Here is a 23,454-nt window from a genome sequence, read left to right as displayed (position 1 = left end):
GAGAAGTACTATTTACCGGCTGTTCTCTGTGCTCTCTGTGTCCTCTGTGTCCTCTGTGTCCTCTGTGGTGAGTCTGTTTTAGATTCTAAAGGCCCCTGCTCCGGTACTATCTACCACGATGGAAGGCTTCTCCGGCAAACCAGAACCAACAGGCAAAAATCTGAACGCCTGACGCTTAAAAGCGTTTTACCACAGTACCCAAAGGGCATGCTAAGATCACAGAGGACACGGAGAAGTACTATTAACCGGCTGTTCTCTGTGCTCTCTGTGTCCTCTGTGGTGAGTCAGTGGTGAGTCTGTTTTAGATTCTAAAGGCCCCTGCTCCGGTACTATCTACCACGATGGAAGGCTTTTCCGGCAAACCAGAACCAACAGGCAAAAATCTGAACGCCTGACGCTTAAAAGCGTTTTACCACAGTACCCAAAGGGCATGCTAAGATCACAGAGGACAGAGAAGTACTATTAACCGGCTGTTCTCTGTGCTCTCTGTGTCCTCTGTGGTGAACCTATTTTAGATTCTAAAGGCCCCTGCTCCGGTACCCTCTTCCAGTACTCTCTGGCGTGAAGAACCTTTTTAACCGGTCAGTGCTGTTACAGCCCGCCCACCAGGGTGTATTTGATCTCCAGGTAGTCCTCCATACCGTACTTAGAACCTTCCCGGCCGGTACCCGACTCTTTAACACCACCAAACGGAGCCACCTCGGTTGACAGAATGCCATCGTTAACCGCGACCATGCCGTATTCCAGCGCTTCAGACACGCGGAAGACGCGGGCATAATCTCGGGTAAAGAAGTACGCCGCCAGACCAAACTCAGTGTCGTTGGCGATCTGCACCGCTTCCTCTTCAGTGTCAAAACGGAACAGCGGCGCCACCGGGCCAAAAATCTCCTCATGGGCCAGACGCATATCGTTAGTGATATCAGCAACAATGGTCGGTTCGTAGAAATTCCCGCCCAGAGCATGGGGTTTGCCTCCGGAAATAATCCGCGCCCCTTTGGCCACCGCATCATCAACCATCGAGGTCACTTTATCCAGCGCGGCCTTATTGATCAGCGGCCCCTGTTGAAACTCACCTTCAGAACAGTTACCCACCTGCAGTTTGGCAACCTCGGCGGCATAGCGCTGAGCAAACTCTTCATAGATACCACTCTGAATCAGCAGACGGTTAGCACAGACACAGGTCTGACCGGAGTTGCGATATTTAGAGGCGATCGCGGCTGGCACCGCTTTATCGAGATCCGCATCATCAAAGATAATCAGCGGGGCATTCCCCCCCAGCTCCATCGAAGTTTTCTTCACTGTGTCGGCACACTGACGCATCAGCTGTTTACCCACCGGCGTAGAACCGGTAAAGGAGAGCTTACGCACCACCGGGCTATCGGTGAGGGTTTTGCCCACTTCGATTGGACGCTTAGTGGTGACAACGTTGACAACACCTGCCGGAATACCAGCACGGTCTGCCAGCTCCATCAATGCCAGCGCCGATAGCGGCGTATCTTCAGCGGGCTTGATAATCATCGTACAGCCCACTGCCAGGGCCGGGGCACATTTACGGGTGATCATCGCATTGGGGAAGTTCCAGGGGGTAATCGCTGCGGTTACGCCGATCGGCTCTTTAGTCACGATAATGCGCTTATCCGCTGCGTGGGACGGGATAACATCACCGTAGGCCCGTTTACCCTCTTCCGCATACCATTCGATAAATGACGCGCCATACAACACTTCACCGGCTGATTCTGCAATGGGCTTGCCCTGTTCTGCGGTCATCAGAATAGCCAGATCATCCTTGTTGGCAACGATCAGTTCAAACCATTTACGCAGCAGTACAGAACGCTCTTTAGCCGTCTTCTTTTTCCAGCTTTTAAAAGCCACGTCAGCGGCGGCGATGGCCGCTTCGGTTTCTTCTGCCCCCAGATCCGGCACGGTGGCGATCTGCTCACCGGTGGCCGGATTCAGTACCGCATTGGTTTCACCATTCAGGGCGTCAATCCACTGACCATTGACGTAGGCGTGTTGCTTTAACAGCGACGGATCTTTCAGGGTAATCATGTGTAACTCCAAAAACAGCAATAACACCCCGATACCGATATCGGGGCGTGTATCAACAGACAGAACTTTTAATTACAGCGCTTATATATCCAGCACTCTTATATTCAGAACGTTATACAGACCTTATAAAGGTAGTAAACCAGATCTCAGGCAACAACGTTCAGCTCTTTTAATTGTGTAATTTCCGCTTCGCTCAGTCCCAGAGAGGCCAGTACCTCATCGGTATGCTGCCCCAGCATCGGTGGCGCAGCGTTGTACTCTATCGGGGTGTGGGAAAATTTCACCGGACTGGCAACGCCAGGCACGCTGCCACACGCAGGATGTGGCAGATCTACCTGCATCCGCCGGTGTTTCACCTGCGGATCAGCAAACACTTTATCCAGCGTATTGATCGGCCCGCACGGCACCCCTTGCAACTCAAGGTTCTCCAGCCACCAGTCACTGCTGTGACTACGCATCAGCCCGGCCACCAGCGGTGTCAGTTGTGCGCGGTTTTCAACCCGTAATGAGTTAGTGACAAAAGCGGGATTATCCGCCAGTTCCGGGGCGCCCGCCAGGGCACAGAAGCGGGCAAACTGAGCATCATTGCCCACCGCCAGAATAATGTGACCATCGGCGGTCGGGAACGCCTCATAAGGGACGATATTCGGATGGGCATTCCCCAGTCGTACCGGTGGCTTGCCCCCCACCAGGTAGTTCATCGCCTGATTCGCCAGCGTTGCTACCTGTACATCCAGCAGGGCCATATCGATATGTTGCCCCACACCGGTTTCATTACGGTGCAACAGCGCCGCCTGAATACCATTACAGGCATACAGACCGGTCATCACATCCGCCAGTGCAACGCCCACCTTCATTGGCTGACCATCGGCATCACCTGTAACACTCATCAAGCCGCCCATCGCCTGAATCATAAAGTCATAACCGGCCCGTTGCGCATAGGGTCCGTCCTGACCAAAACCGGTGACAGAGCAGTAGATCAACCCGGGATTGACCGTTTTCAGGCTGTCATAGTCGAGACCATATTTTTTCAGGCCACCCACTTTATAGTTCTCGATAACAACATCGACCTCTGCTGCCAAACGCTTAATCAGCGCCTGCCCCTCAGGGGTGGTCATATCAATTGCAATTGAGTGTTTACCCCGGTTCGCCGCATGAAAATAGGCGGCGTCTGTCGGGTTGCCATCCGGGTCCTTAACAAACGGAGGCCCCCAGCCACGGGTATCATCACCACAGCCAGGACGCTCCACCTTAATCACTTCAGCACCAAAATCTGCCAGCATCTGGCCGGCCCAGGGGCCTGCCAGAATACGGCTGAGATCAAGTACTTTGATATGACTCAGCGCGCCAGCCATCAGAAGAACGCCTGAATGCCTGTCATCGCACGCCCCAGAATCAGAGCATGAATGTCGTGGGTGCCTTCGTAGGTATTGACTGCTTCCAGGTTCATTACATGACGAATCACACCAAACTCATCGGAGATACCGTTACCTCCGTGCATATCACGGGCAACCCGGGCGATATCCAGAGACTTACCACAGTTGTTGCGCTTCATCAGCGAGATCAGTTCAACCGGGCAACGATTGTCATCCATCAGACGACCCATCTGCAGACAGCCCTGCAGACCCAGAGAGATCTCAGTTTGCATATCGGCCAGTTTTTTCTGCACCAGTTGGTTTGCGGCCAGCGGACGCTGGAACTGAATCCGGTCCAGGGTGTACTGACGGGCAGCGGTCCAGCAGAACTCAGCCGCCCCCAGTGAACCCCAGGCGATACCGTAGCGGGCTTTATTCAGACAGCCAAACGGACCGGCCAGCCCTTCAACACCGGGCAGCAGATTTTCGTCAGGGACAAACACATCTTCCATGACGATCTCACCGGTCACCGAGGCGCGCAGAGAGAACTTACCCTCAATCTTAGGCGCACTCAGTCCCGGCATCCCTTTCTCCAGTACAAAACCGCGGACCACACCGTCCAGCTTCGCCCAGACCACGAACACATCGGCAACCGGCGAGTTGGTGATCCACATCTTCGCGCCTTTAAGGATGTAACCACCCTCCACTTTAGTGGCGCGGGTTTTCATGTTATTTGGATCTGAGCCTACATCAGGCTCAGTCAGGCCAAAACAACCGATCCACTCACCGGTAACCAGTTTGGGCAGATACTTCATCCGCTGTTCTTCGCTGCCGTAAGCATAGATCGGGTGCATCACCAGCGAGGACTGCACCGACATCGCAGAACGGTAACCACTGTCGACCCGTTCAACTTCACGCGCAACCAGTCCGTAACACACATAGTTAACTTCTGAACCACCGTACTGCTCTGGCAGGGTGGAACCCAATAAACCGAGTTCACCCAGCTCCTGCATAATTTCGGTGTGGAAAATTTCGTTACGGTTGGCTTCTGTAACCCGCGGTAACAGCTGACCCTGACAGTAATCACGGGCGGCATCGCGTACCATCCGCTCCTCTTCGGTCAGTTGAGTTTCAAGGGAAAACGGATCTTCCCAGTTAAATGCAGGCTTTGTAGAAGATTTGCTCATGGAACACGCCTCTTGCTTCTCGTTATGTGCAGCCACCGCTTCTGAGAGCGGTTTCCACCGGTTCTGTTAGGAATGATAGCAGCATATTGTTCATTATTTTTTACAAAATCAAGCCTATGTAACAACGATGGCGATATCGATTTTGTCCTGATAGCGATACTACCGCTGCCCCCGCTTTCAGGTATATGCCCCATCCGGGGGAGGTAGAAGAATGCATAACATTACAGTCTATCTGCCGCACTAACGGACCTGTAATGGTGCTGATGTCTGCAGGGAGACGCCTCCGGGACACTGTTTAAAATACTGACCAAAACCGCCGGGTCTCTGCTGCAGCTTTCCATCGCGATACGATAATTGAAGATCTGAGGTCATCAGCCTGCTAGGATGAATCAAGACAATTCATTGAGGACACACTGTGCGACAAACACTGATCCGGACACTTTTCCTGCTGAGCGGTTTTTTTTTCGTACTGTTAGGGATTATCGGACTGTTACTGCCACTGGTCCCGACCACCCCTTTCCTGCTGGTTGCAGCATTCTGCTTTTCCCGCAGTTCGGAGCGTCTGCACCAGTATCTGCTCAACCATCGCTGGTTTGGTCACTATATCCGTGACTGGGAAGAGCACGGGGTGATCCCACTGAAGGCAAAGCTATTCGCCAGCGGCATGATGCTGATAATGATCAGCTATCCGTTGCTATTTCTGAGTTTCCATCCTGGTCTGAAAGCGGTCGCTGCCGCTACGGTTATATTGGCGCTCTGGTATGTCTGGCGAAAACCCTCAAAACGTCCGCTATCTGCTGACACGACATCAGAGCAATCCCTGAAATAGCCCCATCTATTTTTGATCATGGGATAGGGAAAAACGACATTATTAATTTAATTCAATAATTTGTGATTTTATATCAATTTACCTCATATTAAATCATCACCATAATCATCTCCTCTTTCGGGACAAACCGCTGTCTCAAAGAACGACTCTAAAGAACTATCAACAGGAGAAGATGGTGAAAACACATATTCCGGGCTTTCCCCGTATTGGTGCTCAGCGCGAACTGAAGTTCGCCCTTGAGAACTACTGGCATGGAAAATCCAGCCGCAATGAGCTGGCTGATGTGGCAAAGACTTTGCGAATGCAAAACTGGAATATTCAGGCTGAAAGTGGCATGGATCTGGTCACTGTCAATGATTTCTCTCTGTATGACCAGGTGCTGGATCACTCGGTACTGCTGGGTGTGGTTCCTCAGCGTTTCAGCGATGGCAGCTGTGATAGCTTTGATAATTATTTCCGCATGGCCCGGGGACGGGCACCATCAGGCAAGGCAACCCGTGCCTGCGAGATGACTAAATGGTTTGATACCAACTATCACTACCTGGTACCAGAGCTGACTGCTACACAACAGTTCATTCTCAATCCGGAAAAACTGCTGGCGGAGATAGCCGAAGCACAGCAAGCCGGCCATCAGGTAAAGCCTGTAATTATCGGCCCGGTGACCTACCTGTGGCTGGCTAAATGTGCTTCACAGGCGTTCGATAAACTAACGCTGTTACCTGCTCTGCTTGACAGTTATAAAGGTCTGCTGAATCTACTTTCACGCAAAAATATCGATTGGCTGCAGATCGATGAACCGGCGCTGGTACTGGAGCTGTCACCTAAATGGCAGGAAGCCTATCGCGAGGCTTATCAGACCCTGAGCAGTTGTGGCACCGGACTGAAGCTGATGCTGACCACCTACTTTGATGCGCTGGACCATAACTTTGATCTCACTGCCTACCTGCCAGTGGATGGTTTTCATCTGGATGCAGTGCGTGGCGGTGATGAGTTTATCCGTTTCAGCGAACAGCTCAGAACAGACCAGGTGCTCTCAGTGGGGGCCATCGATGGTCGCAATATCTGGAAAACCGATATTACAGCCGTGGCTGAGCGTCTCACACCGGTTGCTGAGCGACGGGGAGATAACCTCTGGCTCTCCAGCAGCTGTTCATTGCTGCATGTGCCAGTAGATCTGGAGCAGGAAACCGGCTTTGATCCCGAGTTATACAGCTGGCTGGCATTTGCGCGACAAAAACTGGCAGAGATCAGCCTGCTGAAACAGGCGATCGAGGGTAAACACAGCGCTCAGCTGGCAGCAAACCTGCAACATGTAACCGCCCGGACACAGTCCCAGCGGGTACACCGTATTGAGGTGAAGCGCCGCGTCAACGGACTGATGCCAAAAGATGGGGAGCGGGGCCTGCCCTACACTGAACGTGCGATAAAGCAGCAGCAAAAGCTACAGCTTCCTGCGTTCCCGACCACAACTATCGGCTCCTTCCCGCAAACCACCGATATCCGTTCTGCGCGGGCCCGTTACCGCCGTGGAGAGCTGGATGAGATCGCCTATACCGCAATCATGCAGGCAGAGATTAAAGACTGTATCGAACGCCAGGAGCGCTATGGTCTGGATATGCTGGTGCATGGCGAACCGGAACGCAACGATATGGTGGAATACTTTGGCGAACAGCTGGAAGGCTATACCACCAGTCAGTTGGGCTGGGTGCAGTCCTATGGTTCCCGTTGCGTTAAGCCGCCGATTATCTATGGTGACATCCTGCGCAAAGAAGCGATGACCGTCGGCTGGAGCCGTTATGCCCAGTCACTGAGCAACAAACCGGTAAAAGGGATGCTGACGGGGCCTGTGACTATGCTGCAGTGGGCGTTTGTGCGGGACGATCAGCCCCGTTCAGAAACCTGTCTGCAGATCGCCCTGGCTCTGCGGGACGAGGTGGTCGATCTGGAACAGGCCGGCATCGCTGCGATCCAGATCGATGAACCGGCAATTCGTGAAGGGCTGCCGCTGAAACAGTCGGAGTGGGATTTCTATCTGCAATGGGCGGTCTATGCCTTCCGCGTGTCCGCCAGTGGCGTACAACCGGAAACTCAGATCCACACCCATATGTGTTATGCCGAATTCAATGACATTATTCAGGCGATTGCCGATATGGATGCCGATGTGATCACCATTGAAACCAGCCGTTCCAATATGGAGCTGCTGGAAGTGTTCACCGAGTTTAACTATCCCAATGAAATTGGCCCCGGTGTTTATGATATCCACAGCCCGAACACGCCAACGGTGGAGCAGATCCAGACACTGATTGAAAAAGCCGCCAGCCTGATTCCGGCAGAGCGTCTCTGGATCAATCCGGACTGCGGTCTGAAAACCCGTGGCTGGGATGAGGTTGCCCCCAGCCTGATCAATATGGTTGCAGCGGCTAAAATCCTGCGGGAGCAACGGCTGGCAGCATAACGCTGCCCTGAATATAGAAACCAACAAAAGGCTGGGAAGCAATTCCTGGCCTTTTCTGTTTCACATTGGCGCAATCATCTGATATTAATCGGGTAGAGGGTGATACAGCAAAACAAAGGGAACACGACATGGGTCAGCAATTTACAGAACTGTCCACTCAACACATTGAGTTTATCGGTGAACAGAAGATCTACTTTGTGGCAACAGCCGCGGCAACCGGCCATGTTAACCTGTCCCCCAAAGGTGGTGATTCCCTCAGAGTGATCAGCCCGACCAGAATAGCCTGGTTAAACCTGACCGGTAGTGGCAATGAATCTGCCGCCCATGTGCTGCAGAACCCGAGAATGACACTGATGTTCTGTGATTTTCAGGCTGCGCCACTGATTCTCAGAGCGTATGGCGATGCCCGGGTGCTGCATCGGCAGGACCCCGACTGGTGCGAGTATCGCTCACTTTTTCCTGCCAGCGAAGCCGCCCGGCAGATCTTTATTCTGGATATTAATCTGGTTCAGTCATCCTGCGGCATGTCAGTGCCCCTGTTTGATTATAAAGGCGACCGTGATGCGTTAACTAACTGGGCAGAGAAAAAAGGCAAACAGGGTATTGAGGCCTACTGGTACGACAGAAACCAGCAAAGTCTCGATGGTTTTGACACCGAGATCGTTGAACGCACTGGAATCAGTGCCCCTGAAAAGCACAACCAATAAGCGCACTGTAAGAGAACAGCTGAAAGATGGCCGCTAAATGCCAATGTCGCAGCAGCCCCTGTCTCTTCAGCTCTGTAACTGAAGCACCTGGTCAAAAACGTTTTTGTGGCAACGTTGTTAATGGAGAGTGTTGTGACTGAAATAGGTGAAAACATCTGGATTTTTGAAGGGCCTGCCGTACCCTTTTTTACCCTGCCCTACACGACGCGTATGACGATCATCAGGTTACCCGGTGATGAATTATGGGTTCACAGCCCCATCGCCCTGACAACGGAACTGATCCGTCAGATTGACCAGTTGGGCAGGGTAAAATACCTGATCTCCCCCAACCATCTGCACCACCTGTTTATTAAGGCCTGGCAGGATCATTATCCGGATGCCCTGAGCTTTGGCACCAAAGAGGTACAGCTCAAACGTCCGGATATCGTTTTTGAGGGTATGTTCACCCCGTTTTTCAATGCCCCCTGGTCAGAGCATATCGAACAACTGCTTTTTACCGGTTCGCCGGCCATGGAAGAGTGTGTATTTTTCCATAAACCCTCGGCAACGCTGATTGTCACCGATCTGATTGAGAACTTTGCCCCGGAATCGTTTACACCAGTGAAACGCTTCGTGGCCGCTGCTGCGGGCATTTTAGCGCCCAATGGCAAGATGCCCCTGGACTGGCGACTGAGCTTTATGTTCAGTAAAAAGAGGGCGCAACAACATCTGCAAAATATCTTACACTGGCATCCGGAAAAGATCGTTATGGCTCACGGACAGATAATCAACAGCGAAGCGGAACGCTTTTTAAAGCGATCGTTTAACTGGCTGGATATTGACTGATCCAGGTTAGTTATCCCGGCCCACCACCTTAATGTTATCAGGAGTACCAACCTTTGCCCCACTGTATTATTGAGTTCTCAGACACGCTCGCTCCCCGGCTAAGCCCTGCAAAGCTGGTACAAACCGTCTATGAAGGTGCCTTGAAATCCGGCTTGTTCCAAGCCGAAGATATTAAAACCCGCGCCTTAGCCTACGATCATTTTCTCACAGGGGCAGCCCCTGCTGATTTTATCCACGTAACCATAAGAATATTAAGTGGCAGAACCGATGAGCAAAAACAGCTTTTATCTTCTACAGTGTTGAAGGGGTTAACAGATTGTAATCTGGCTGGAATATCCTTAACAGTGGAGGTTGTGGATATCCATAGTTGCAGTTATGCCAAATTTATTGCCTGACGCTGGCCGCCTCGGGCTCTGTTTACTCTGAGAGGTCATTATGCTGGCAGGTCATATTGGTGTTGCACTGGCTCTGTGCCGATTGGACCGGCGCGTGAATCCGGGGGCATTAGTGGCTGCAGCCCTGTTTCTCGATCTGCTGCTCTGGAGCTTTGTACTGCTGGGCTGGGAGTCGGTCACCATTCCTGACAATTATAACGATAAGCATCAACTGAAATTTAACTTTTCCTACTCTCACAGTCTTTCTGCGGCACTTATCTGGTCTGTCATGTCCGGTGCGGCAGCGTTTCTCTGGTATTCAGAATTCAGGGGGGTGGGCCAGCGAGCCGTATTTATGGTTTCGGTGGCAGTGTTCTCCAACTGGTTACTGGACTTTACGGTGCATAACCTCGATCTCTGTCTGCTGGGCGATGCCTCGCTGAAGATGGGCCTGAAATTTTGGGATAATATGCCCGTTATCTTGCTAATTGAGGCAGGTATTGTGCTGGCCGGACTGTTACTGTTTCTCTATGGTGCCAGAATCTCTAGCGCCAGAGTGGTGGGCATGACCCTGCTCTGTGTGCTCGCACTGGCCATCACAGTAATAACCATGACCATTGCACCGCCCCCCTCTTCTGAGGTGTTGTTAGCCCAGGGTTCACTGGTGATGATTCTGTCAATCTGCCTGCTGAGCGGCTGGCTGGGGAGGCAGCAACTAGGAACTGCATAAGTTGTTCGACGCAGCCTGTCCCACAGTAATCCCGCCTGTTCTTTTTACCCGATGCGCCGCTTCACGTCACTCAACCGCTTCGGTGTCCCCCGTCAGCGCTGGCTGGTTGTTTAACTCATCTGCATAAAAAGACAGCGATCGGCTGCTCTTTTTAGCGGCATACATCGCACTGTCAGCAGCGCCAATCAGTTCAACCCGGTTGACGCCATCGCGAGGATAAAAGGCCGCACCAATACTGATTGAAATCTTAAGTTCCATTGTCGATAACGTTATCGGCTCTGAGAGACAGTCGGTAAGTTTGTTGGCGATCACGCGAACTTCGTCAATACCCGGACTGCCAGGTAGCAGCAGGGTAAACTCATCACCGCCCATCCGCGCCAGGGTATCGCTATCCCGCAAGACACGACTCAGACGACGACTGACCTCAATCAATAACTGATCTCCGACATCGTGCCCCAGAGAGTCATTGACCACTTTAAACCCATTCAGATCCATATACAGCAGTGCCGCTGAGCTGTTATTTCGCTGGCACAGCGCAAGTGTATGCTCCACCCGGTCAATAAACAGCCGCCGGTTAGGCAACCCGGTCAGCGCATCATAAAAAGCAAAATGTTCCAGCTCTGCATTCGCTTGTTTCAATTCATCGGTCCGCAAGCTGACCAGCCGGGTCAGTCTTTCGTGATAACCAAACGCTGACAGCACAATAAACACCGCCAGGGCACCAAACAGTACTTCAGCTATCAGAAAGTTCAGGCTGTCACCGATCTGCAGAGCAGTGACCTCTTTGTTACCGACATGCAGATTAAACACCCATCTATGATTCGCGAACCCCATTTCAAACAGATGACTCAATCCCACCCCCGCGGCGATATCGTCCATAATATCCTTACGCCCGAACACCCTGTCTGCCGGGTTGTCATTTTCGTACACATAGAGATCGATATAACCCAGCCGTTCAGCAATCTGCGGGGTATTCAGTATTTCAGACACCAGAAAAACCCCGACGACGAACCCTTTAAGCGATTCAACCGCCGCTACCGAGTTATCCTGTGGATCTAGCTGCTGAAAAACCGGCGAAAAAATAAGAAACCCCTGTTTATCTTTGTCAGACTGCACCAGCTCTATGATATTGGTTGCGGTATCCTTACGGGTCGCTTTGGCCAGCAACATACTCTGCTTACGCTCTTCGTTGGAAAAAACGTTATAGCCCAGTGCCGGATTATTATTTTTCAACGGCTGAATATACTCAACCACCACTAATGGATCAGTGGGTAGCAGGGGGTGTCCCTTGATCTTAAAAGCAGGGTCTACCTCCATCCGCGCATGCTGCTCAAATTCGGCAACTTCATCCTGTCCGATCAGAATATCCCAGGAGATCGCAGTGATGCCGGGCAGGTTAGCGAGATAGGGACGGCTAGCGTCATTAAACACCTGATAATTGACCTCTTCCATCTGTGCCAGGGTAGTGCCAAGATGGTTCAGCGCATCAAGATAATTGCTCATATGTTGTTTCAGGGTATTTTCAAGCGCCTCAGATCGCAGCGTAAAATCCTGTTCTGTCTTCGCCACAACGGCATCTTCGATATATTGCTGCGCCACCTGAAACGTGGTGATCAGGACAAACAGAGGGATCGATAACGACTTCAGCAAACGCAACCAGGTGGCTTTATCCGCCTGACGAATGAACACTCCCAACAGCAGAGGCGTAACCAGAATGACGCCTAAAAAGTCCCCTATCCACCAGATCAGCATATTGTTAAGGTAAATTTTCGCGCTGGCATCCCCGCTTTGGGCCAGGCTCAGCGCACTATTCCCCACTACGGCACTGATCAGACAACAGAGAAAAGCAATACCGATAAACCCGACTACATGGGAGTATGAGGGGGCATCAAGGATGTTGATTCGCCACCGCCGTAAAATACGGTAATTAGCCCATGCCTGAATCACCGACCCCAGAGCGATAACTCCGGAGGTCAGGATAACGCTGAGCGCCAGCTCACCCTGTTGGAAAAAATAGTTTCCCGTATTAAACAGCAACGACCCCAGCAGAATGGCTGGCAGGAAACGTTGACCAAAGATCAGGCACCCGGCCAGCGCAACACCTGCTGAGGGCCATAATGAAACGATCTGCGCCTGGGGACTGAAACTGGAAAAAAAGAACGCTAATCCAACATAGAGCAGAAAGAAAACAGCATAAGCCAGTCGGCCTGCCAGGGTCAGTTGAACATTCAAAGTACTGTCGATGCTCCATATAGCGGGGGAAACGAGCCGTTTTATTGTGACCACTATAGTACGTGTATGACTTCACAATAGCCCTAGTACTATTGGTTAGATGAAACCAAAATGAGTAATGAGGACTGAAAATGTGATGCGGAGCAATAGATCTGAATAACTCCCGGTTGTTGCCCCCCCCCCCCCCTTTTAGTCAGCCTGTTTAAACATCATCCAGTAACCCCTGTTGACGGATGCGGGCTTTGAACCGTTTCATCACTGGCCGGGAGATCATCGTTTCTGCCAGCAGCCGCTGTTCGTACACCAGTAGTTTAACAGCCTCATCCGCGCTGTCCCGGGCGGTGGCGATCAGCGTATGGACTTCGGGTTGCAGCAGTGAGTGATTCAATGATTTAACTGCGTCATACAGTGCAGCCATAACGACTTTTTCCTGTTGCGCCATCTTGCATTTACCATCAATAATTTTCAGCATCACCGTAGTCGCGCAATCAACTTCAACCGGACTAAGAAGATGTTCAGACAGCCACCGTTCAATATCGGTCATCGTCAGCTCCAGTCGGACTTTTGTACATAGTGCAGCAGCGACTCTTCTATCCCCTCATATCCATAATCGCTGACAGAGATGACGCCAATCCGCTTCAACCTCTCTTGCGGCCCGTCACCGATTTTAACCACGAACACGGCATGACAGTCTTTGATAGTCTCCAGAATCAGTTCCATGGCAGACCTGTCACCAGTATGCCCCTGGCAGTAGAGGTCTACAGCACGGCGCTCGACAAACTCACAATGATCCCCGGATACGCGATAGATTAGAAATGCCCTGGTATGTCCAAAGTGCAGATTGATCGACACAGCATCTTTGCTGGCGACGGCCATAAGTACGGGGGGCAATTTCAACAACGGCTTAAACCTCAGTGACTGGGTTGCTTTTTTTACGGTGCTAAAACTCATATAAGAAAGCACATGCGGTTAAGAGCGATTGCAAAAGCTATACCAGCCATCTCTTTATTGGCGTGCAAATTGCTGGAAACTTAACACCAGACAGATCAGACAACAGACGAAGTCAGACTTATAGGTTTACTCATGCAACATTTAAATCATGCAGAAATTGACCGTGATCATCAGCGCTTTGCTGACATCACTAGCCGGCTGAAAACCTCAGATACCGACCAGTTCAGAATACTTTTCAGTGAGCTTCTTAGCCATACAGAAACCCACTTCAAACGGGAAGAGCAGTTTATAGCGCAGTACAACTACCCCGGAAAAAGCGAGCACTGTGGTGAACACAATCGCCTGCTGACCGAGTTACGACAGTTTAACCAACGGGTGCAGCAGGGCCGCCAGACCATGGCCCGGGCCTATATCAATGGCCGTGTTGATGAGTGGTTGCATCAACATATTACCAATATGGATGCCGCGCTGGTGAAACATATCGAGAGTCACTCATGAATACCGGGCTGAATACAGAACTGAACCGCATTATTCAGCTGGAAGAGGGGCTGATCGCATTAGCATCGCTTTACCACAACCCCATGACTGGCGACCGGATTCTTAAACTGGAGCTGAACTACCATACCCGGATCATCGGAACCAAGAGCTTCACCCTGCAGGGATTCAGCTGCGAAGAAGCGGAAACTCTGGTCAGAAACCTGCCGGATAATCAGTACATTATGCGGGAGATCGATGAGTTTCTGGCGGGTGATATGGATTAAAGATTGTCGTGAACACGACAAAGGTCGAAACAAATAACTGCAGTGAAAACAACAATATGTGCAGTTTTTATCGACAGTTATAAAGAAAAACCAAGCTGATTATTTTTTTTATATAAAAATGAACAGGTTAAAGATAAATCCGCCATAGGTATGCTAATTGCAATTCAGAGAAAAATGCTGGAATTCGGTTTTATATACTCTGGAGTAAAGAAACATGTTACTTGATCAATATAAGCAAAAAGGGCTGTTTTTTAACGTCAACTTTCTCGAATCAACGGACACACAGATGCAAGCCTATCGGGGAGAATTGATTCTGATCGAAGGTGAGATTGGCGATGACAAAGGCCACTCAAAACCACCTGTTGATGTCATGCGGGGCGTTTTTATACTGGCAGACGACAAGATCAGAATGCTCGGTGGTGTTGTTGATTCCATGGACTCTCTTCCCGCCCTGATGGACAAATACAGTGCAGATTTTGCCAGCGACATCAGTGCCCTGATCTATGTGGTCAACCTGGAGAAAGCGGTTGTCACCGAAATTTCCGGCTTCAGTTTCATCCTGATTCCGCTGGTTCAGGGTGTGCCCTGGAATGAAACCATGGAGGAGCTGGCGATTGAAAAAAGCGATCTCAAAGGTCAGTCTGCAGGCAACAAACTGGTCACCGTCTACGAAGAGCTGAAAGCCTACAAGCCTAAATACGCCAGCGTTGCATTTGAAGCTGCGATGGCGATGGTCACCGATGCCAAACGTGAAGGCTGGGGGGCGGTTTAATACCGCGTATCCGTTTAAGTTCTGATCAGATCAGCCTGCGTCGCACCGCGCAGGTCCTGATCAGAACTCTCTGCAACTGATGCACTATCGCCGCAGTCAGCGCTGTACCACCGATCCTCAGTCATCCTCTTTCACCTCTTCAATTTTCAGCCAATGAACTAATCTGACATTGGTATTAGCCCGAAGCGATCACCGATTCACCCGGGGACCAGGCCAGGCGCATCCAGATGACCGGCCGGTAATAAAACTGCCCGGTTAAACTGATCTGAAAACGGTTATTAACCGTATCACTGTTTTGCTGCCCCAGAGGAATATCGATCAATGTATCAGACACAGAGTTTCAGATCACCCTCCTGTACTATGACCAGTAAGGGGGCCGAAAGGAAGGTAGGCTTCGAGCTGGAGTTTTCCGGTTTGACACTACAACAGACCACTGAGATAGTCAGAAAAACCCTGAATGGCACTCTGGAACATCAAACCGCGGCGCAAACGGTTATCCATTGTGCAGATCTGGGGGCGTTCAATATTGAACTTGACTGGAACTATCTGAAAGAAAAGGCAGCCAGCGATAAGGATCAGCCCTGGCTGGAACTGCTCAGCGATGCCGCCAGCTTACTGGTACCGGTTGAGGTGGTCTGTCCGCCCATTGTACTCTCACAGTTAGACCGGCTGGATCAGTTAGTGGTTCAACTGCGACACGCGGGCGCTATCGGCACAGAGGAGTCGATGATTGCCGCGTATGGGGTTCATATTAATAGCGAAATTCCCTCGTTAGATGCCGCCACGCTATTTGACTACCTGAGGGCTTTTTCCCTGTTGCAGTGGTGGCTGGTAGAGGCCCACGCGGTTAATACAACCCGTAAGATCAGCCCCTATATCGATCTTTATCCGGAAAAATATATTAAACAACTGCTATCCCGTGACCACCCGGATATGGAGATGATCTTCAGCGATTATCTTGAACACAACGCCTCCCGCAACCGGGCACTCGATCTGTTACCACTATTGGCAGAGATTGATGAGGACAGGGTCCGCCGTTGTATCGACGACCCCAAAATTAAAGCCCGGCCCACCTTCCATTACCGTATGCCCAATTGCAACATTGAACATGAAAACTGGTCTTTAGCGCTTTCATGGAACACCTGGTGGGTAGTGGAACAGCTGGCCAGCCAACCGGATTACCTGAACGAGTTGAGTGCCGCTTTTCTGGCAGCAGAGCAGCCGCTGATGGGGGTCAGCCGTAAACTGTGGACAGAGTATATCGATCAATGGCTAAAAAACCACGCATTGGCGTAACCGGAACGGCGAAGGTCTGGTCTCCCGGCTGGTGGTGCGCCGCACTGGCCCTGCGACTGGCCGGGTCGATTCCCGAGAGGATCAGCGTGCGCCACCCGGCCAGTGGTCAACCGCTGGATGGTCTGCTGATTGGCGGGGGCGATGATATCAGCCCGGAGCATTACCAGGGTGACATTGATAAGCCGGTCAAAAACGATCCCGCGCGGGATGAACTGGAGATCCGCTGGATTAAGACGGCGCTGGATAACGATATCCCGCTGATGGGAATCTGCCGGGGAGCACAACTGATTAATGTGGTCTTAGGCGGAACCCTGCACACGGACATACGCTCACTCAGGCAACACACTTATAACCGACCGGGACTGCTACCCACCAAACAGGTGAAAATAACGGCTGAATCAAAACTGGCAGGCGTCTTCAACAAGATTCACCTGAGGGTAAACAGCCTGCATCACCAGGCGATAAAATCCACCGGTAAAGGGCTGCGGATTGTTGGCCGGGATCTGGATGAGATCACCCAGGCGGTCGAGTCTGAACAGCACAAGATCATTGCGGTGCAGTGGCACCCGGAATATCTTATCTATCTCCCCTCTCAGTTTTCTCTGTTTCGCTGGCTGGTAAAAAATGCGCGCTGAGCATAGAACGGCCGTAACGACAGCCTCGCAACTCCATCTGTTGCTTGATTAGCTGAAGCAGGAGCTGAAGCGATCTTTTCAGTGGTATAAGGGGGTTACTGGTATGCAGGCGGGGCTGGAAAAACCTTGTTCTAAAAAATCGGCACAGCAAAGATCAAACTGGTGGATCTTCGATGGCGGAAATATCCCATAAAAGCCGGCTAAGTATGTCTGGCATCACTCTTCATCCCAGTCTTCCTCTGCCATCTCAGCAAAATTGCCAGCACTCGATTTCGTTTTCTGATTGATAATATTCTGTAACCAGAACGCTTTCTCTCCCGCCAGCTGAGCCTGTATCGATTCCAGTAACTCATCCACATCGGGCCCGCCTTTAACCTGCACCGGCGTGATTCCCAGTGAGATCAGCTGTTTTGTCGCAGAGCCGCCAATGGAGCCGCAGTACACCAGATCGGCACCCACCAGCCATCTGAGTTTGGGTTTTAACTTGTCTTCATTGCCATCCTGAGCGGCCGCAGCAAAGCTCTGGCTCGTCAGGAGTTGAGCAGAATGACTGTTAACAGAGTAAACATAAAACCCCTGAGCAGAACCAAAATGCTGATCCACCATATCCCCCTCCATCGAGGCAAACGCCACGATCAGATCATCGAAGTTAGGGCTAGCCTCAGCAATACTCGGATAAGACAGACACTCAGTCATGATTACCTCCAGCTAAACGCAACGCAAAGCTTAGTGAATAAAAAGCTTAGTCAATAAAGTGACACAGGGAGGGTTCGAATCCCTCCCTTCGCCAAGTGATCAGGCATAGACAGGTGCAAACGCCTGCTCCGGATTTTCTGCCGGACCATTACCATCCCAGTAAGGAGACAGCTTACGCAGTTTGGCCACGATCTCAGGTACTTCAGCAATAACCCGTTCCACCTCTTCCATGGTGTTATAACGGGAGAAAGAGAAACGTACCGTGCCGTGGGCGGCGGTATAGGGAATACCCATCGCCCGCATCACGTGGGATGGTTCGAGTGAACCTGATGTACAGGCCGAACCACTGGATGCTGCAATACCGACCTTGTTCATCAGCAACAGAATCGCCTCGCCCTCAATATATTCGAAAGCGATACTGGCGGTATTGGGCAGGCGATTATCCGTATCACCGGTCGGAAAACTATAAGGTACAGCCGCCAGAATGCCCTGCTCCAGGCGATCACGCATCGCTTTCACCGCGGTGTTCTCATATTCCATATGCTGCATCGCCAGTTCGCAGGCTTTGCCCAGCCCGACAATCGCCGCCGCATTCTCAGTACCGGCCCGGCGACCGCGCTCCTGATGACCACCCCGCAGTAGCGGACGGAAACGGGTGCCCCGTTTCAGGTAGAGCACACCGATCCCTTTCGGGGCGTGCAGCTTGTGGCCCGACAAAGACAGCATGTGGATGTTGCTCTCTTTCAGATTGACTGGCAGCTTACCCACCGCTTGCACCGCATCGGTATGAAACATCACCCCGGCGGCATCGGCCATATCGGCCATCTGTTCAACCGGGAAGATCGTGCCACTCTCATTGTTGGCCCACATCACACTGACCACCGCTACCTGATCGCTCAGCAGACTGGCGTACTGATCCAGATCGAGACGTCCTTTACTGTCCACTTCCAGCTTATGGACGGTATAGCCCTCTGTCTCCAGATATTCACACAGGGTTAGTACCGCCGGATGCTCAACCACCGTTGTAATAATCTCTTTCCGTTCCGGCTGGGCCTTCAGAGCGGACAGAATCGCCGTTGAATCGGACTCTGTACCGCAGGAAGTAAAGATGATTTCAGAGTCATGCTCTGCGCCCAGCAGCGCCTGTACCTGCTGGCGGGCTTTCTTCAGGGCAAAACCGACTTTATTACCAAAGCTGTGCAGCGAAGAGGGGTTACCAAACTGCTCGCTGAAAAACGGTAGCATCGCTTCCAGTACTTCAGGAGACACCATCGTAGTGGCATTATTATCCAGATAGATATCGTTCATGGTTAACCCCCTATTCCAACCAGTTGATCGGCCTTCTTTTCAACCTGCACCAGACGGACAAACTCCCCCAGCTCCTCAATCAGTTGTTGCTGAATGCCACCCAGCGTCATCGAGGCCATCTGGCAACCCATGCAGGCACCGGTCAGATTGACGTAGATGGTATTACCGTCAATATCCATCAGTTCACAATCACCACCATCGGCCTGCAAACGTGGACGCACCGCTTCAAGCACCCGCATAATGGTGCTGATGCGCTTAATGTCGGTTTTGGGTGCAGCTTCAACCGGTGCTTCTGGCGCCTTAGCGGGCACGGCACTGCCTACGCCACCCGCAACAAACTCTTTACCGCTCTCCGCCATTACACGGCTGAGAATATTTTCGATCCCTTCGTGACAGGCAGAGCAACCGCCACCCGCTTTGGTGTAGTTAGTCACCTCTTCGACAGTGGTCAGACTGTTGGCACGGATCGTGTCTTCAATCATTACCTCATCGATGGCAAAACACTTACACACCAGTGCGCCCTCTTCATGATCATCGCTCCAGACCTCACCGCGATAATCGGCAACCGCTGCCTGCAGGGCTTCACGTCCCATCACGGAACAGTGCATCTTCTCCGGTGGCAGACCATCGAGAAAATCAGCAATGTCCTGGTTAGATACTTGCAGCGCCTGATCCAGCGTCATCCCTTTGATGATCTCAGTCAGAGCGGAGGAGGATGCTATCGCAGAACCACAGCCAAAGGTCTGGAAGCCGGCATCGAGGATAATCTCGGTGTCCGGGTCCACTTTAAGGGTCAGTCGCAGTGCATCACCACAGCTTAATGATCCAACTTCACCGGTCGCATTAGCATTTTCAGCTGCCCCGGCATTCTTGGGGTTATAAAAATGTTCTTTAACTTTTTCAGAATAATCCCACATATCGAATTCCTCTATCTATCTGTTACCGGTCAGTGGTTAACCTGCGAAGGATTTACCGCAGTTGCAGCTCTCTGTTGCGTTCGGGTTTTCAAACTTAAAACCGGAACCCTCAAGGCCATCCAGAAAATCGACTGTTACGCCGCTAAGCAGTGGTGCGCTATCGCCATCAACAAGTATTTTCACCCCACTACACTCAATAATCTGATCCTCTTCAGCGCTCGCCTCTTCGAGTTTCATACCGTATTTGAAGCCGGAACAGCCGCCCCCATCGACCCGGATACGCAGCCCAAAAACATCTTTGTCTGCCTGATCTATAAACCGGGAAATAGCACTGACTGCGCTCTCTGTTAGCTGAATCATGATCTCGTCCTCATCAATCCGAGTGTTCAGTTATTAGCAGTGCAAGCCGGGTGCCATTGAAGATAAAAATTAAAAAACCTTAATATTCAGATAGTTGACATAAATCAATGGAGAGAGTGTTCGGGGATAGTATGACAATTGAAGGGGCATTGTAGGAATTACGACAAAGCGGAAACGGGTTTAATCACCCAACAGACACTCATAGGCTTTTCTGAATACCAGACGTTCAACGACGGGCACTTTAAGTAGCTCCAGCAGAGAGATAAAGCCTCCCTCCGCCGCGATCTCGGGCAGATCGGTGGTCATGATCCGCACCAGAGCAACAGCGACCGGACCATCGGGGGTTTCCACCCAGGCGATCGCGGGACTGACAACTTCCAGCAACGCGCTATCGATGCCGAGACCGTTAGCGACCGCATTCAGATAGGGTGCCGGATGTGGGATGATGGCCGCAGAGGTATCTCCCTCGATAATCGACGCCAGGGCGGGCAGACCATCCGGCAGACAGCCAAATGCCTGCGGCGCTGACCGGTCGATCCAGAAGGATAACCGGGCGCTGATCGGGTTAAGGTGAACCAGCAGTATTTTTAAATCACTCATATAATTCCTGCTATAGGTAGGTTATCCGCTAGCTCAGAGCATCGCCATCGGTGTGACTTCCCCGACCAGCAATTGAGCTTCACGTCCCCAGACCGACACCGACTCTGCCCAGACCTGATCTTTACCCGGCCAGGGACAGATCAGATCGATCTCCAGCATCATCGAACCATCGCAGTTAACCACCAGCCAGCCTCGCCGCTGGCTGTGGTTATCAGCCCAGCGTCCATTGAGACTGTCCTCACCGTTGAGAGGCTCCTGTTTAGTTTCAAAACTAAACTGCTCCAGAGGGGGCAGCGTGGTACTATCAAACCCCGCTCTCTCCAGTGTCTCTGCTGCTGTTTTCAGAGAGGCGTCCAGTAGCAGACGGTACTGATCTCTCAGTCTTGTCATAGCGCTATTACCCATCAGCTCACCTAAACGCCGCTGTTGAAAACGAGCTACCAGAGCTCAGCCGGCGCCAGCAGTTCCTGCACCGGCTCGCCACCCATAATATGCTGCTCAACGATCCGGTTGACATCTTCAGGTTTCACTCTGATATACAGGTATGAGCCTGGATAAACCAGAACATTGGGGCCACAGTCACAGGGGCCAAGACAACCGGTAACCGTCACAGCAACCTGAGTAAACAGATTACGTTTAGCCACCTCTTCCGAGAACATCTGGGTAATCTGACCAGCCCCCGAAGCACCACAGCTTCCCCGAGGATGTCCATCCGGGCGTGTCTGGTTACAGATAAAAACATGTATTTCTGGTTTTGGCATGACACCTCTCCTGTTATCGGTGAACGTCACCATCACTTGGGGTTAAGATCCCCATCGTATCAGGCGGCAGCCGCCTCATGGCTATGACATTTCTTTGGACAGACCCGCAGACATGACATACAACCGATGCAATCATCGGCGTCAGCCACTGACATCACCTTCATCTCGTCATCATCATCCCAGTCGTCATCATCGTCATCAGCCAGCGCCTCAGAGCGTTCAACCAGTTCAAATACATCCCGGGGACAAACCTTATAACAACGACCACAGCCGATGCAGGTCTCCTGATTGATCCCGGTAATAAAATTGGGGGTCCATTCGCTCCCGCCACGGGTGCGCCCCTTAATCAGTTCCGCAGACATCCCTACTCTCCTCTAACAAAGGTTAATCATTTACTGAGCGGCATCCAGCTTGTCCTGCGCCTCTTTCCAGGCAAGGCAGGCAGCCAGGGTTTTCTCCGCCAGTTCAGGCAGACGCTCATAATCGGTCCACAGCTGATCCTCTACCAGATCATGCATCTGCGATGCCCACTCCGTAGCGATACGTTTCGCTTTGCGCGCATCTTTTTGCAGATTTTTCAGCGCTTCATCTGTCATGCCTTTTCCTCCCAGGCTTCTATCGGTTTGACCTATGCTTTTGCCGCGTCTTTAAAGGTTTCGATGGTGGCCAGCGCCTTATCGATTATCCTGGTGGCTTCCTCATTGAGTTTCTCCAGTGATTCGAAGCCGAAGCGATGCACATCACGCAACACTTTATCCGCCACAATCAGCTTGCCCACCATGATCAGTGCCCGGCCAAAGCCCTCATGACTGAGGTTGATCATCGGTGCCGCCATCATGCCGCACTCCTGTTCGATACGCACAGAGAGGGCGTTGTAATACGCCTTCACACGGGCAACGACAATCTCATCCGGATCACCCACCACCGGGATCTCCCGACGCCGGGCTTTCGTCAGAATCAACGGATCGAGTACCTTTTCGTTGCTCCAGTCATCATAGGTGCCATAGCTATCGATAGCCCGCAGCTGAACCACCATCTGCTTGACGAAGGGGCTGTCCATCAGCTCATTACCCGGTTCAATACACAGCGCTTCATTCATAATCTTCTCCGAAAAATTTAAGTGTTCGTTACCCACTGGTGATACAGTTATAAAATCGGCTCTTAGCCCGCTATCCGGACAGCTTTACTCTTCCCAGCTATCCACTTCCGAATACCCGGCAGGTTGTTTCAACAGCAGATGTTGCCGGGCGATAGCCTTAGCCAGCCAACTGCCGGGCCCGCGCTCAATCTCCCGTTGCAGCGCCGCCAGCAGCTCACTGATCTGGGCCTCTTCAGACACCCGGATCGGCTGAATCCCCTTCGCTATCAGTCTGCGAATAGCGGACGCGCCACAGGCGTAGCTGTAGACCGCGGCACAGCCTGAAATAAACGCAATACGATCCTGCAAGCGATCATCTTCGCTGGCATCAAGTGAAAACTCTGCCACCGACAACAGATCACACCGCGCCGTCGTGACCCCATAGATGGAGAAGGCGCGGGCAGAGCCGAAATGTTCGTTAACCGTGGCCCCATCGTTTGTCGCAAACGCGACACGGATCATATAGGGCGTTTCTTCCTCCCGGATCACATTCAGATGGCGGGATACCGGAACCAT

The 23,454-nt window shown here is 51.7% G+C and carries 29 protein-coding genes; 11 read left to right on the top strand and 18 right to left on the bottom strand.

The window, feature by feature from the left end:
* Positions 1–591: 591 nt before the first annotated feature.
* The 3 genes from JW499_RS12445 to JW499_RS12435 all read right to left on the bottom strand — a co-directional run bounded on the left by JW499_RS12445 (position 592) and on the right by JW499_RS12435 (position 4,591).
* Positions 592–2,049 (bottom strand): NAD-dependent succinate-semialdehyde dehydrogenase, encoded by a 1,458-nt coding sequence (locus JW499_RS12445; RefSeq protein WP_205210915.1) that lies wholly within the window; start codon positions 2,047–2,049, stop codon positions 592–594.
* Between the two features lie 146 nt (positions 2,050–2,195).
* Positions 2,196–3,404: a CaiB/BaiF CoA transferase family protein gene (locus tag JW499_RS12440; protein ID WP_205210914.1), complete on the bottom strand. Its 1,209-nt coding sequence runs from the start codon at positions 3,402–3,404 to the stop codon at positions 2,196–2,198.
* Positions 3,404–4,591, bottom strand: a complete 1,188-nt coding sequence (locus tag JW499_RS12435) for an acyl-CoA dehydrogenase (protein ID WP_205210913.1) — start codon at positions 4,589–4,591, stop codon at positions 3,404–3,406. The genes JW499_RS12440 and JW499_RS12435 overlap by 1 nt, the downstream gene beginning before the upstream one ends.
* Before the next feature lie 415 nt (positions 4,592–5,006).
* Here JW499_RS12435 and JW499_RS12430 point away from each other — a divergent pair, with 415 nt between their 5' ends.
* The 6 genes from JW499_RS12430 to JW499_RS12405 all read left to right on the top strand — a co-directional run bounded on the left by JW499_RS12430 (position 5,007) and on the right by JW499_RS12405 (position 10,511).
* Positions 5,007–5,420 (top strand): YbaN family protein, encoded by a 414-nt coding sequence (locus tag JW499_RS12430; protein WP_205210912.1) that lies wholly within the window; start codon positions 5,007–5,009, stop codon positions 5,418–5,420.
* 172 nt (positions 5,421–5,592) lie between these two features.
* Entirely contained in the window at positions 5,593–7,875 is a 2,283-nt protein-coding gene (gene metE / locus JW499_RS12425; RefSeq protein WP_205210911.1) for a 5-methyltetrahydropteroyltriglutamate--homocysteine S-methyltransferase, read from the top strand.
* 128 nt (positions 7,876–8,003) lie between these two features.
* Positions 8,004–8,582 carry a pyridoxamine 5'-phosphate oxidase family protein gene (locus JW499_RS12420; RefSeq protein WP_205210910.1) on the top strand — a complete coding sequence of 193 codons (579 nt, stop codon included), beginning with the start codon at positions 8,004–8,006 and terminating at the stop codon, positions 8,580–8,582.
* Positions 8,583–8,714: 132 nt separating this feature from the next.
* Positions 8,715–9,407, top strand: coding sequence for a DUF4336 domain-containing protein (locus tag JW499_RS12415; RefSeq protein WP_205210909.1), 693 nt, complete (start codon positions 8,715–8,717; stop codon positions 9,405–9,407).
* A gap of 53 nt (positions 9,408–9,460) precedes the next feature.
* Entirely contained in the window at positions 9,461–9,802 is a 342-nt protein-coding gene (locus tag JW499_RS12410; RefSeq protein ID WP_205210908.1) for a 5-carboxymethyl-2-hydroxymuconate Delta-isomerase, read from the top strand.
* A 40-nt stretch (positions 9,803–9,842) separates the two neighbouring features.
* Positions 9,843–10,511, top strand: coding sequence for a hypothetical protein (locus tag JW499_RS12405; protein ID WP_205210907.1), 669 nt, complete (start codon positions 9,843–9,845; stop codon positions 10,509–10,511).
* Positions 10,512–10,577: 66 nt separating this feature from the next.
* On the opposite strand, the gene JW499_RS12400 is transcribed toward JW499_RS12405, so the two are convergent.
* The 3 genes from JW499_RS12400 to JW499_RS12390 form a co-directional block, all read right to left on the bottom strand.
* Entirely contained in the window at positions 10,578–12,743 is a 2,166-nt protein-coding gene (locus JW499_RS12400) for a diguanylate cyclase domain-containing protein (RefSeq protein WP_205210906.1), read from the bottom strand.
* 202 nt (positions 12,744–12,945) lie between these two features.
* Entirely contained in the window at positions 12,946–13,287 is a 342-nt protein-coding gene (locus JW499_RS12395; protein ID WP_205210905.1) for a hypothetical protein, read from the bottom strand.
* A gap of 2 nt (positions 13,288–13,289) precedes the next feature.
* Positions 13,290–13,643: a NifB/NifX family molybdenum-iron cluster-binding protein gene (locus tag JW499_RS12390; RefSeq protein ID WP_205210904.1), complete on the bottom strand. Its 354-nt coding sequence runs from the start codon at positions 13,641–13,643 to the stop codon at positions 13,290–13,292.
* A gap of 183 nt (positions 13,644–13,826) precedes the next feature.
* Between JW499_RS12390 and JW499_RS12385 the strand changes: the two genes are divergently transcribed.
* From JW499_RS12385 to JW499_RS12375, 3 genes are all read left to right on the top strand, one after another.
* Entirely contained in the window at positions 13,827–14,192 is a 366-nt protein-coding gene (locus JW499_RS12385; protein WP_205210903.1) for a bacteriohemerythrin, read from the top strand.
* Complete coding sequence (locus JW499_RS12380) at positions 14,189–14,455, top strand: hypothetical protein (RefSeq protein WP_205210902.1); 267 nt, start codon at positions 14,189–14,191, stop codon at positions 14,453–14,455. Before JW499_RS12385 ends, JW499_RS12380 begins: the two co-directional genes overlap by 4 nt.
* A gap of 214 nt (positions 14,456–14,669) precedes the next feature.
* Positions 14,670–15,227: a hypothetical protein gene (locus JW499_RS12375; RefSeq protein WP_205210901.1), complete on the top strand. Its 558-nt coding sequence runs from the start codon at positions 14,670–14,672 to the stop codon at positions 15,225–15,227.
* Positions 15,228–15,402: 175 nt separating this feature from the next.
* On the opposite strand, the gene JW499_RS12370 is transcribed toward JW499_RS12375, so the two are convergent.
* Positions 15,403–15,561, bottom strand: coding sequence for a hypothetical protein (locus JW499_RS12370; RefSeq protein WP_205210900.1), 159 nt, complete (start codon positions 15,559–15,561; stop codon positions 15,403–15,405).
* On the opposite strand from JW499_RS12370, the gene JW499_RS12365 reads away from it, so the two are divergent.
* Both JW499_RS12365 and JW499_RS12360 read left to right on the top strand, forming a co-directional pair.
* Positions 15,549–16,523, top strand: coding sequence for an amidoligase family protein (locus JW499_RS12365; protein WP_205210899.1), 975 nt, complete (start codon positions 15,549–15,551; stop codon positions 16,521–16,523). The genes JW499_RS12370 and JW499_RS12365 overlap by 13 nt on opposite strands.
* Positions 16,496–17,158 (top strand): gamma-glutamyl-gamma-aminobutyrate hydrolase family protein, encoded by a 663-nt coding sequence (locus JW499_RS12360; protein WP_205210898.1) that lies wholly within the window; start codon positions 16,496–16,498, stop codon positions 17,156–17,158. Before JW499_RS12365 ends, JW499_RS12360 begins: the two co-directional genes overlap by 28 nt.
* A 216-nt stretch (positions 17,159–17,374) precedes the next feature.
* On the opposite strand, the gene JW499_RS12355 is transcribed toward JW499_RS12360, so the two are convergent.
* The 11 genes from JW499_RS12355 to JW499_RS12305 all read right to left on the bottom strand — a co-directional run bounded on the left by JW499_RS12355 (position 17,375) and on the right by JW499_RS12305 (position 23,454).
* A complete protein-coding gene (locus tag JW499_RS12355) occupies positions 17,375–17,854 on the bottom strand; it encodes a NifB/NifX family molybdenum-iron cluster-binding protein (RefSeq protein ID WP_205210897.1) in 480 nt (159 codons plus the stop codon).
* Positions 17,855–17,953: 99 nt separating this feature from the next.
* Complete coding sequence (nifS, locus tag JW499_RS12350) at positions 17,954–19,162, bottom strand: cysteine desulfurase NifS (RefSeq protein WP_205210896.1); 1,209 nt, start codon at positions 19,160–19,162, stop codon at positions 17,954–17,956.
* Between the two features lie 2 nt (positions 19,163–19,164).
* Positions 19,165–20,079, bottom strand: coding sequence for a Fe-S cluster assembly protein NifU (nifU, locus tag JW499_RS12345; RefSeq protein WP_205210895.1), 915 nt, complete (start codon positions 20,077–20,079; stop codon positions 19,165–19,167).
* A 36-nt stretch (positions 20,080–20,115) separates the two neighbouring features.
* Positions 20,116–20,439, bottom strand: coding sequence for a HesB/IscA family protein (locus JW499_RS12340; RefSeq protein WP_205210894.1), 324 nt, complete (start codon positions 20,437–20,439; stop codon positions 20,116–20,118).
* Between the two features lie 180 nt (positions 20,440–20,619).
* Positions 20,620–21,039: a hypothetical protein gene (locus JW499_RS12335; protein WP_205210893.1), complete on the bottom strand. Its 420-nt coding sequence runs from the start codon at positions 21,037–21,039 to the stop codon at positions 20,620–20,622.
* A gap of 33 nt (positions 21,040–21,072) precedes the next feature.
* The gene (locus tag JW499_RS12330) at positions 21,073–21,429 is read right to left on the bottom strand and encodes a hypothetical protein (protein WP_205210892.1); all 357 of its coding nucleotides are present in this window, start codon (positions 21,427–21,429) and stop codon (positions 21,073–21,075) included.
* 47 nt (positions 21,430–21,476) lie between these two features.
* Complete coding sequence (locus JW499_RS12325; protein ID WP_205210891.1) at positions 21,477–21,800, bottom strand: (2Fe-2S) ferredoxin domain-containing protein; 324 nt, start codon at positions 21,798–21,800, stop codon at positions 21,477–21,479.
* Between the two features lie 59 nt (positions 21,801–21,859).
* A complete protein-coding gene (fdxB, locus tag JW499_RS12320; protein WP_205210890.1) occupies positions 21,860–22,162 on the bottom strand; it encodes a ferredoxin III, nif-specific in 303 nt (100 codons plus the stop codon).
* Between the two features lie 30 nt (positions 22,163–22,192).
* Entirely contained in the window at positions 22,193–22,396 is a 204-nt protein-coding gene (locus JW499_RS12315; protein ID WP_205210889.1) for a CCE_0567 family metalloprotein, read from the bottom strand.
* A 32-nt stretch (positions 22,397–22,428) separates the two neighbouring features.
* On the bottom strand, positions 22,429–22,899 hold the full coding sequence (locus JW499_RS12310) for a NifX-associated nitrogen fixation protein (RefSeq protein ID WP_205210888.1): 471 nt from the start codon (positions 22,897–22,899) through the stop codon (positions 22,429–22,431).
* An 84-nt stretch (positions 22,900–22,983) separates the two neighbouring features.
* Complete coding sequence (locus tag JW499_RS12305; RefSeq protein WP_205210887.1) at positions 22,984–23,454, bottom strand: NifB/NifX family molybdenum-iron cluster-binding protein; 471 nt, start codon at positions 23,452–23,454, stop codon at positions 22,984–22,986.

Origin of the sequence: Amphritea pacifica (assembly GCF_016924145.1) — a bacterium.
Taxonomy (GTDB): Bacteria; Pseudomonadota; Gammaproteobacteria; order Pseudomonadales; family Balneatricaceae; genus Amphritea; species Amphritea pacifica.
The sequence above is the reverse complement of the archived record's forward strand: the minus strand, read 5'-3'. Positions and strand labels throughout refer to the sequence as shown.

What these genes read in the sequence shown, in the direction of transcription:
- JW499_RS12325 (WP_205210891.1), bottom strand. Translation starts at nt 21,800, where the DNA reads ATGCCAAAACCAGAAATACATGTTTTTATCTGTAACCAGACACGCCCG.
- nifS (WP_205210896.1), bottom strand. Translation starts at nt 19,162, where the DNA reads ATGAACGATATCTATCTGGATAATAATGCCACTACGATGGTGTCTCCT.
- JW499_RS12335 (WP_205210893.1), bottom strand. Translation starts at nt 21,039, where the DNA reads ATGAGTGATTTAAAAATACTGCTGGTTCACCTTAACCCGATCAGCGCC.
- JW499_RS12420 (WP_205210910.1), top strand. Translation starts at nt 8,004, where the DNA reads ATGGGTCAGCAATTTACAGAACTGTCCACTCAACACATTGAGTTTATC.
- JW499_RS12445 (WP_205210915.1), bottom strand. Translation starts at nt 2,049, where the DNA reads ATGATTACCCTGAAAGATCCGTCGCTGTTAAAGCAACACGCCTACGTC.
- JW499_RS12375 (WP_205210901.1), top strand. Translation starts at nt 14,670, where the DNA reads ATGTTACTTGATCAATATAAGCAAAAAGGGCTGTTTTTTAACGTCAAC.
- JW499_RS12380 (WP_205210902.1), top strand. Translation starts at nt 14,189, where the DNA reads ATGAATACCGGGCTGAATACAGAACTGAACCGCATTATTCAGCTGGAA.
- JW499_RS12355 (WP_205210897.1), bottom strand. Translation starts at nt 17,854, where the DNA reads ATGACTGAGTGTCTGTCTTATCCGAGTATTGCTGAGGCTAGCCCTAAC.
- JW499_RS12365 (WP_205210899.1), top strand. Translation starts at nt 15,549, where the DNA reads ATGTATCAGACACAGAGTTTCAGATCACCCTCCTGTACTATGACCAGT.
- JW499_RS12310 (WP_205210888.1), bottom strand. Translation starts at nt 22,899, where the DNA reads ATGAATGAAGCGCTGTGTATTGAACCGGGTAATGAGCTGATGGACAGC.
- JW499_RS12435 (WP_205210913.1), bottom strand. Translation starts at nt 4,591, where the DNA reads ATGAGCAAATCTTCTACAAAGCCTGCATTTAACTGGGAAGATCCGTTT.
- JW499_RS12440 (WP_205210914.1), bottom strand. Translation starts at nt 3,404, where the DNA reads ATGGCTGGCGCGCTGAGTCATATCAAAGTACTTGATCTCAGCCGTATT.
- JW499_RS12360 (WP_205210898.1), top strand. Translation starts at nt 16,496, where the DNA reads ATGGCTAAAAAACCACGCATTGGCGTAACCGGAACGGCGAAGGTCTGG.
- JW499_RS12330 (WP_205210892.1), bottom strand. Translation starts at nt 21,429, where the DNA reads ATGACAAGACTGAGAGATCAGTACCGTCTGCTACTGGACGCCTCTCTG.
- JW499_RS12395 (WP_205210905.1), bottom strand. Translation starts at nt 13,287, where the DNA reads ATGACCGATATTGAACGGTGGCTGTCTGAACATCTTCTTAGTCCGGTT.
- metE (WP_205210911.1), top strand. Translation starts at nt 5,593, where the DNA reads ATGGTGAAAACACATATTCCGGGCTTTCCCCGTATTGGTGCTCAGCGC.
- fdxB (WP_205210890.1), bottom strand. Translation starts at nt 22,162, where the DNA reads ATGTCTGCGGAACTGATTAAGGGGCGCACCCGTGGCGGGAGCGAATGG.
- JW499_RS12305 (WP_205210887.1), bottom strand. Translation starts at nt 23,454, where the DNA reads ATGGTTCCGGTATCCCGCCATCTGAATGTGATCCGGGAGGAAGAAACG.
- JW499_RS12340 (WP_205210894.1), bottom strand. Translation starts at nt 20,439, where the DNA reads ATGATTCAGCTAACAGAGAGCGCAGTCAGTGCTATTTCCCGGTTTATA.
- JW499_RS12385 (WP_205210903.1), top strand. Translation starts at nt 13,827, where the DNA reads ATGCAACATTTAAATCATGCAGAAATTGACCGTGATCATCAGCGCTTT.
- JW499_RS12405 (WP_205210907.1), top strand. Translation starts at nt 9,843, where the DNA reads ATGCTGGCAGGTCATATTGGTGTTGCACTGGCTCTGTGCCGATTGGAC.
- JW499_RS12315 (WP_205210889.1), bottom strand. Translation starts at nt 22,396, where the DNA reads ATGACAGATGAAGCGCTGAAAAATCTGCAAAAAGATGCGCGCAAAGCG.
- nifU (WP_205210895.1), bottom strand. Translation starts at nt 20,079, where the DNA reads ATGTGGGATTATTCTGAAAAAGTTAAAGAACATTTTTATAACCCCAAG.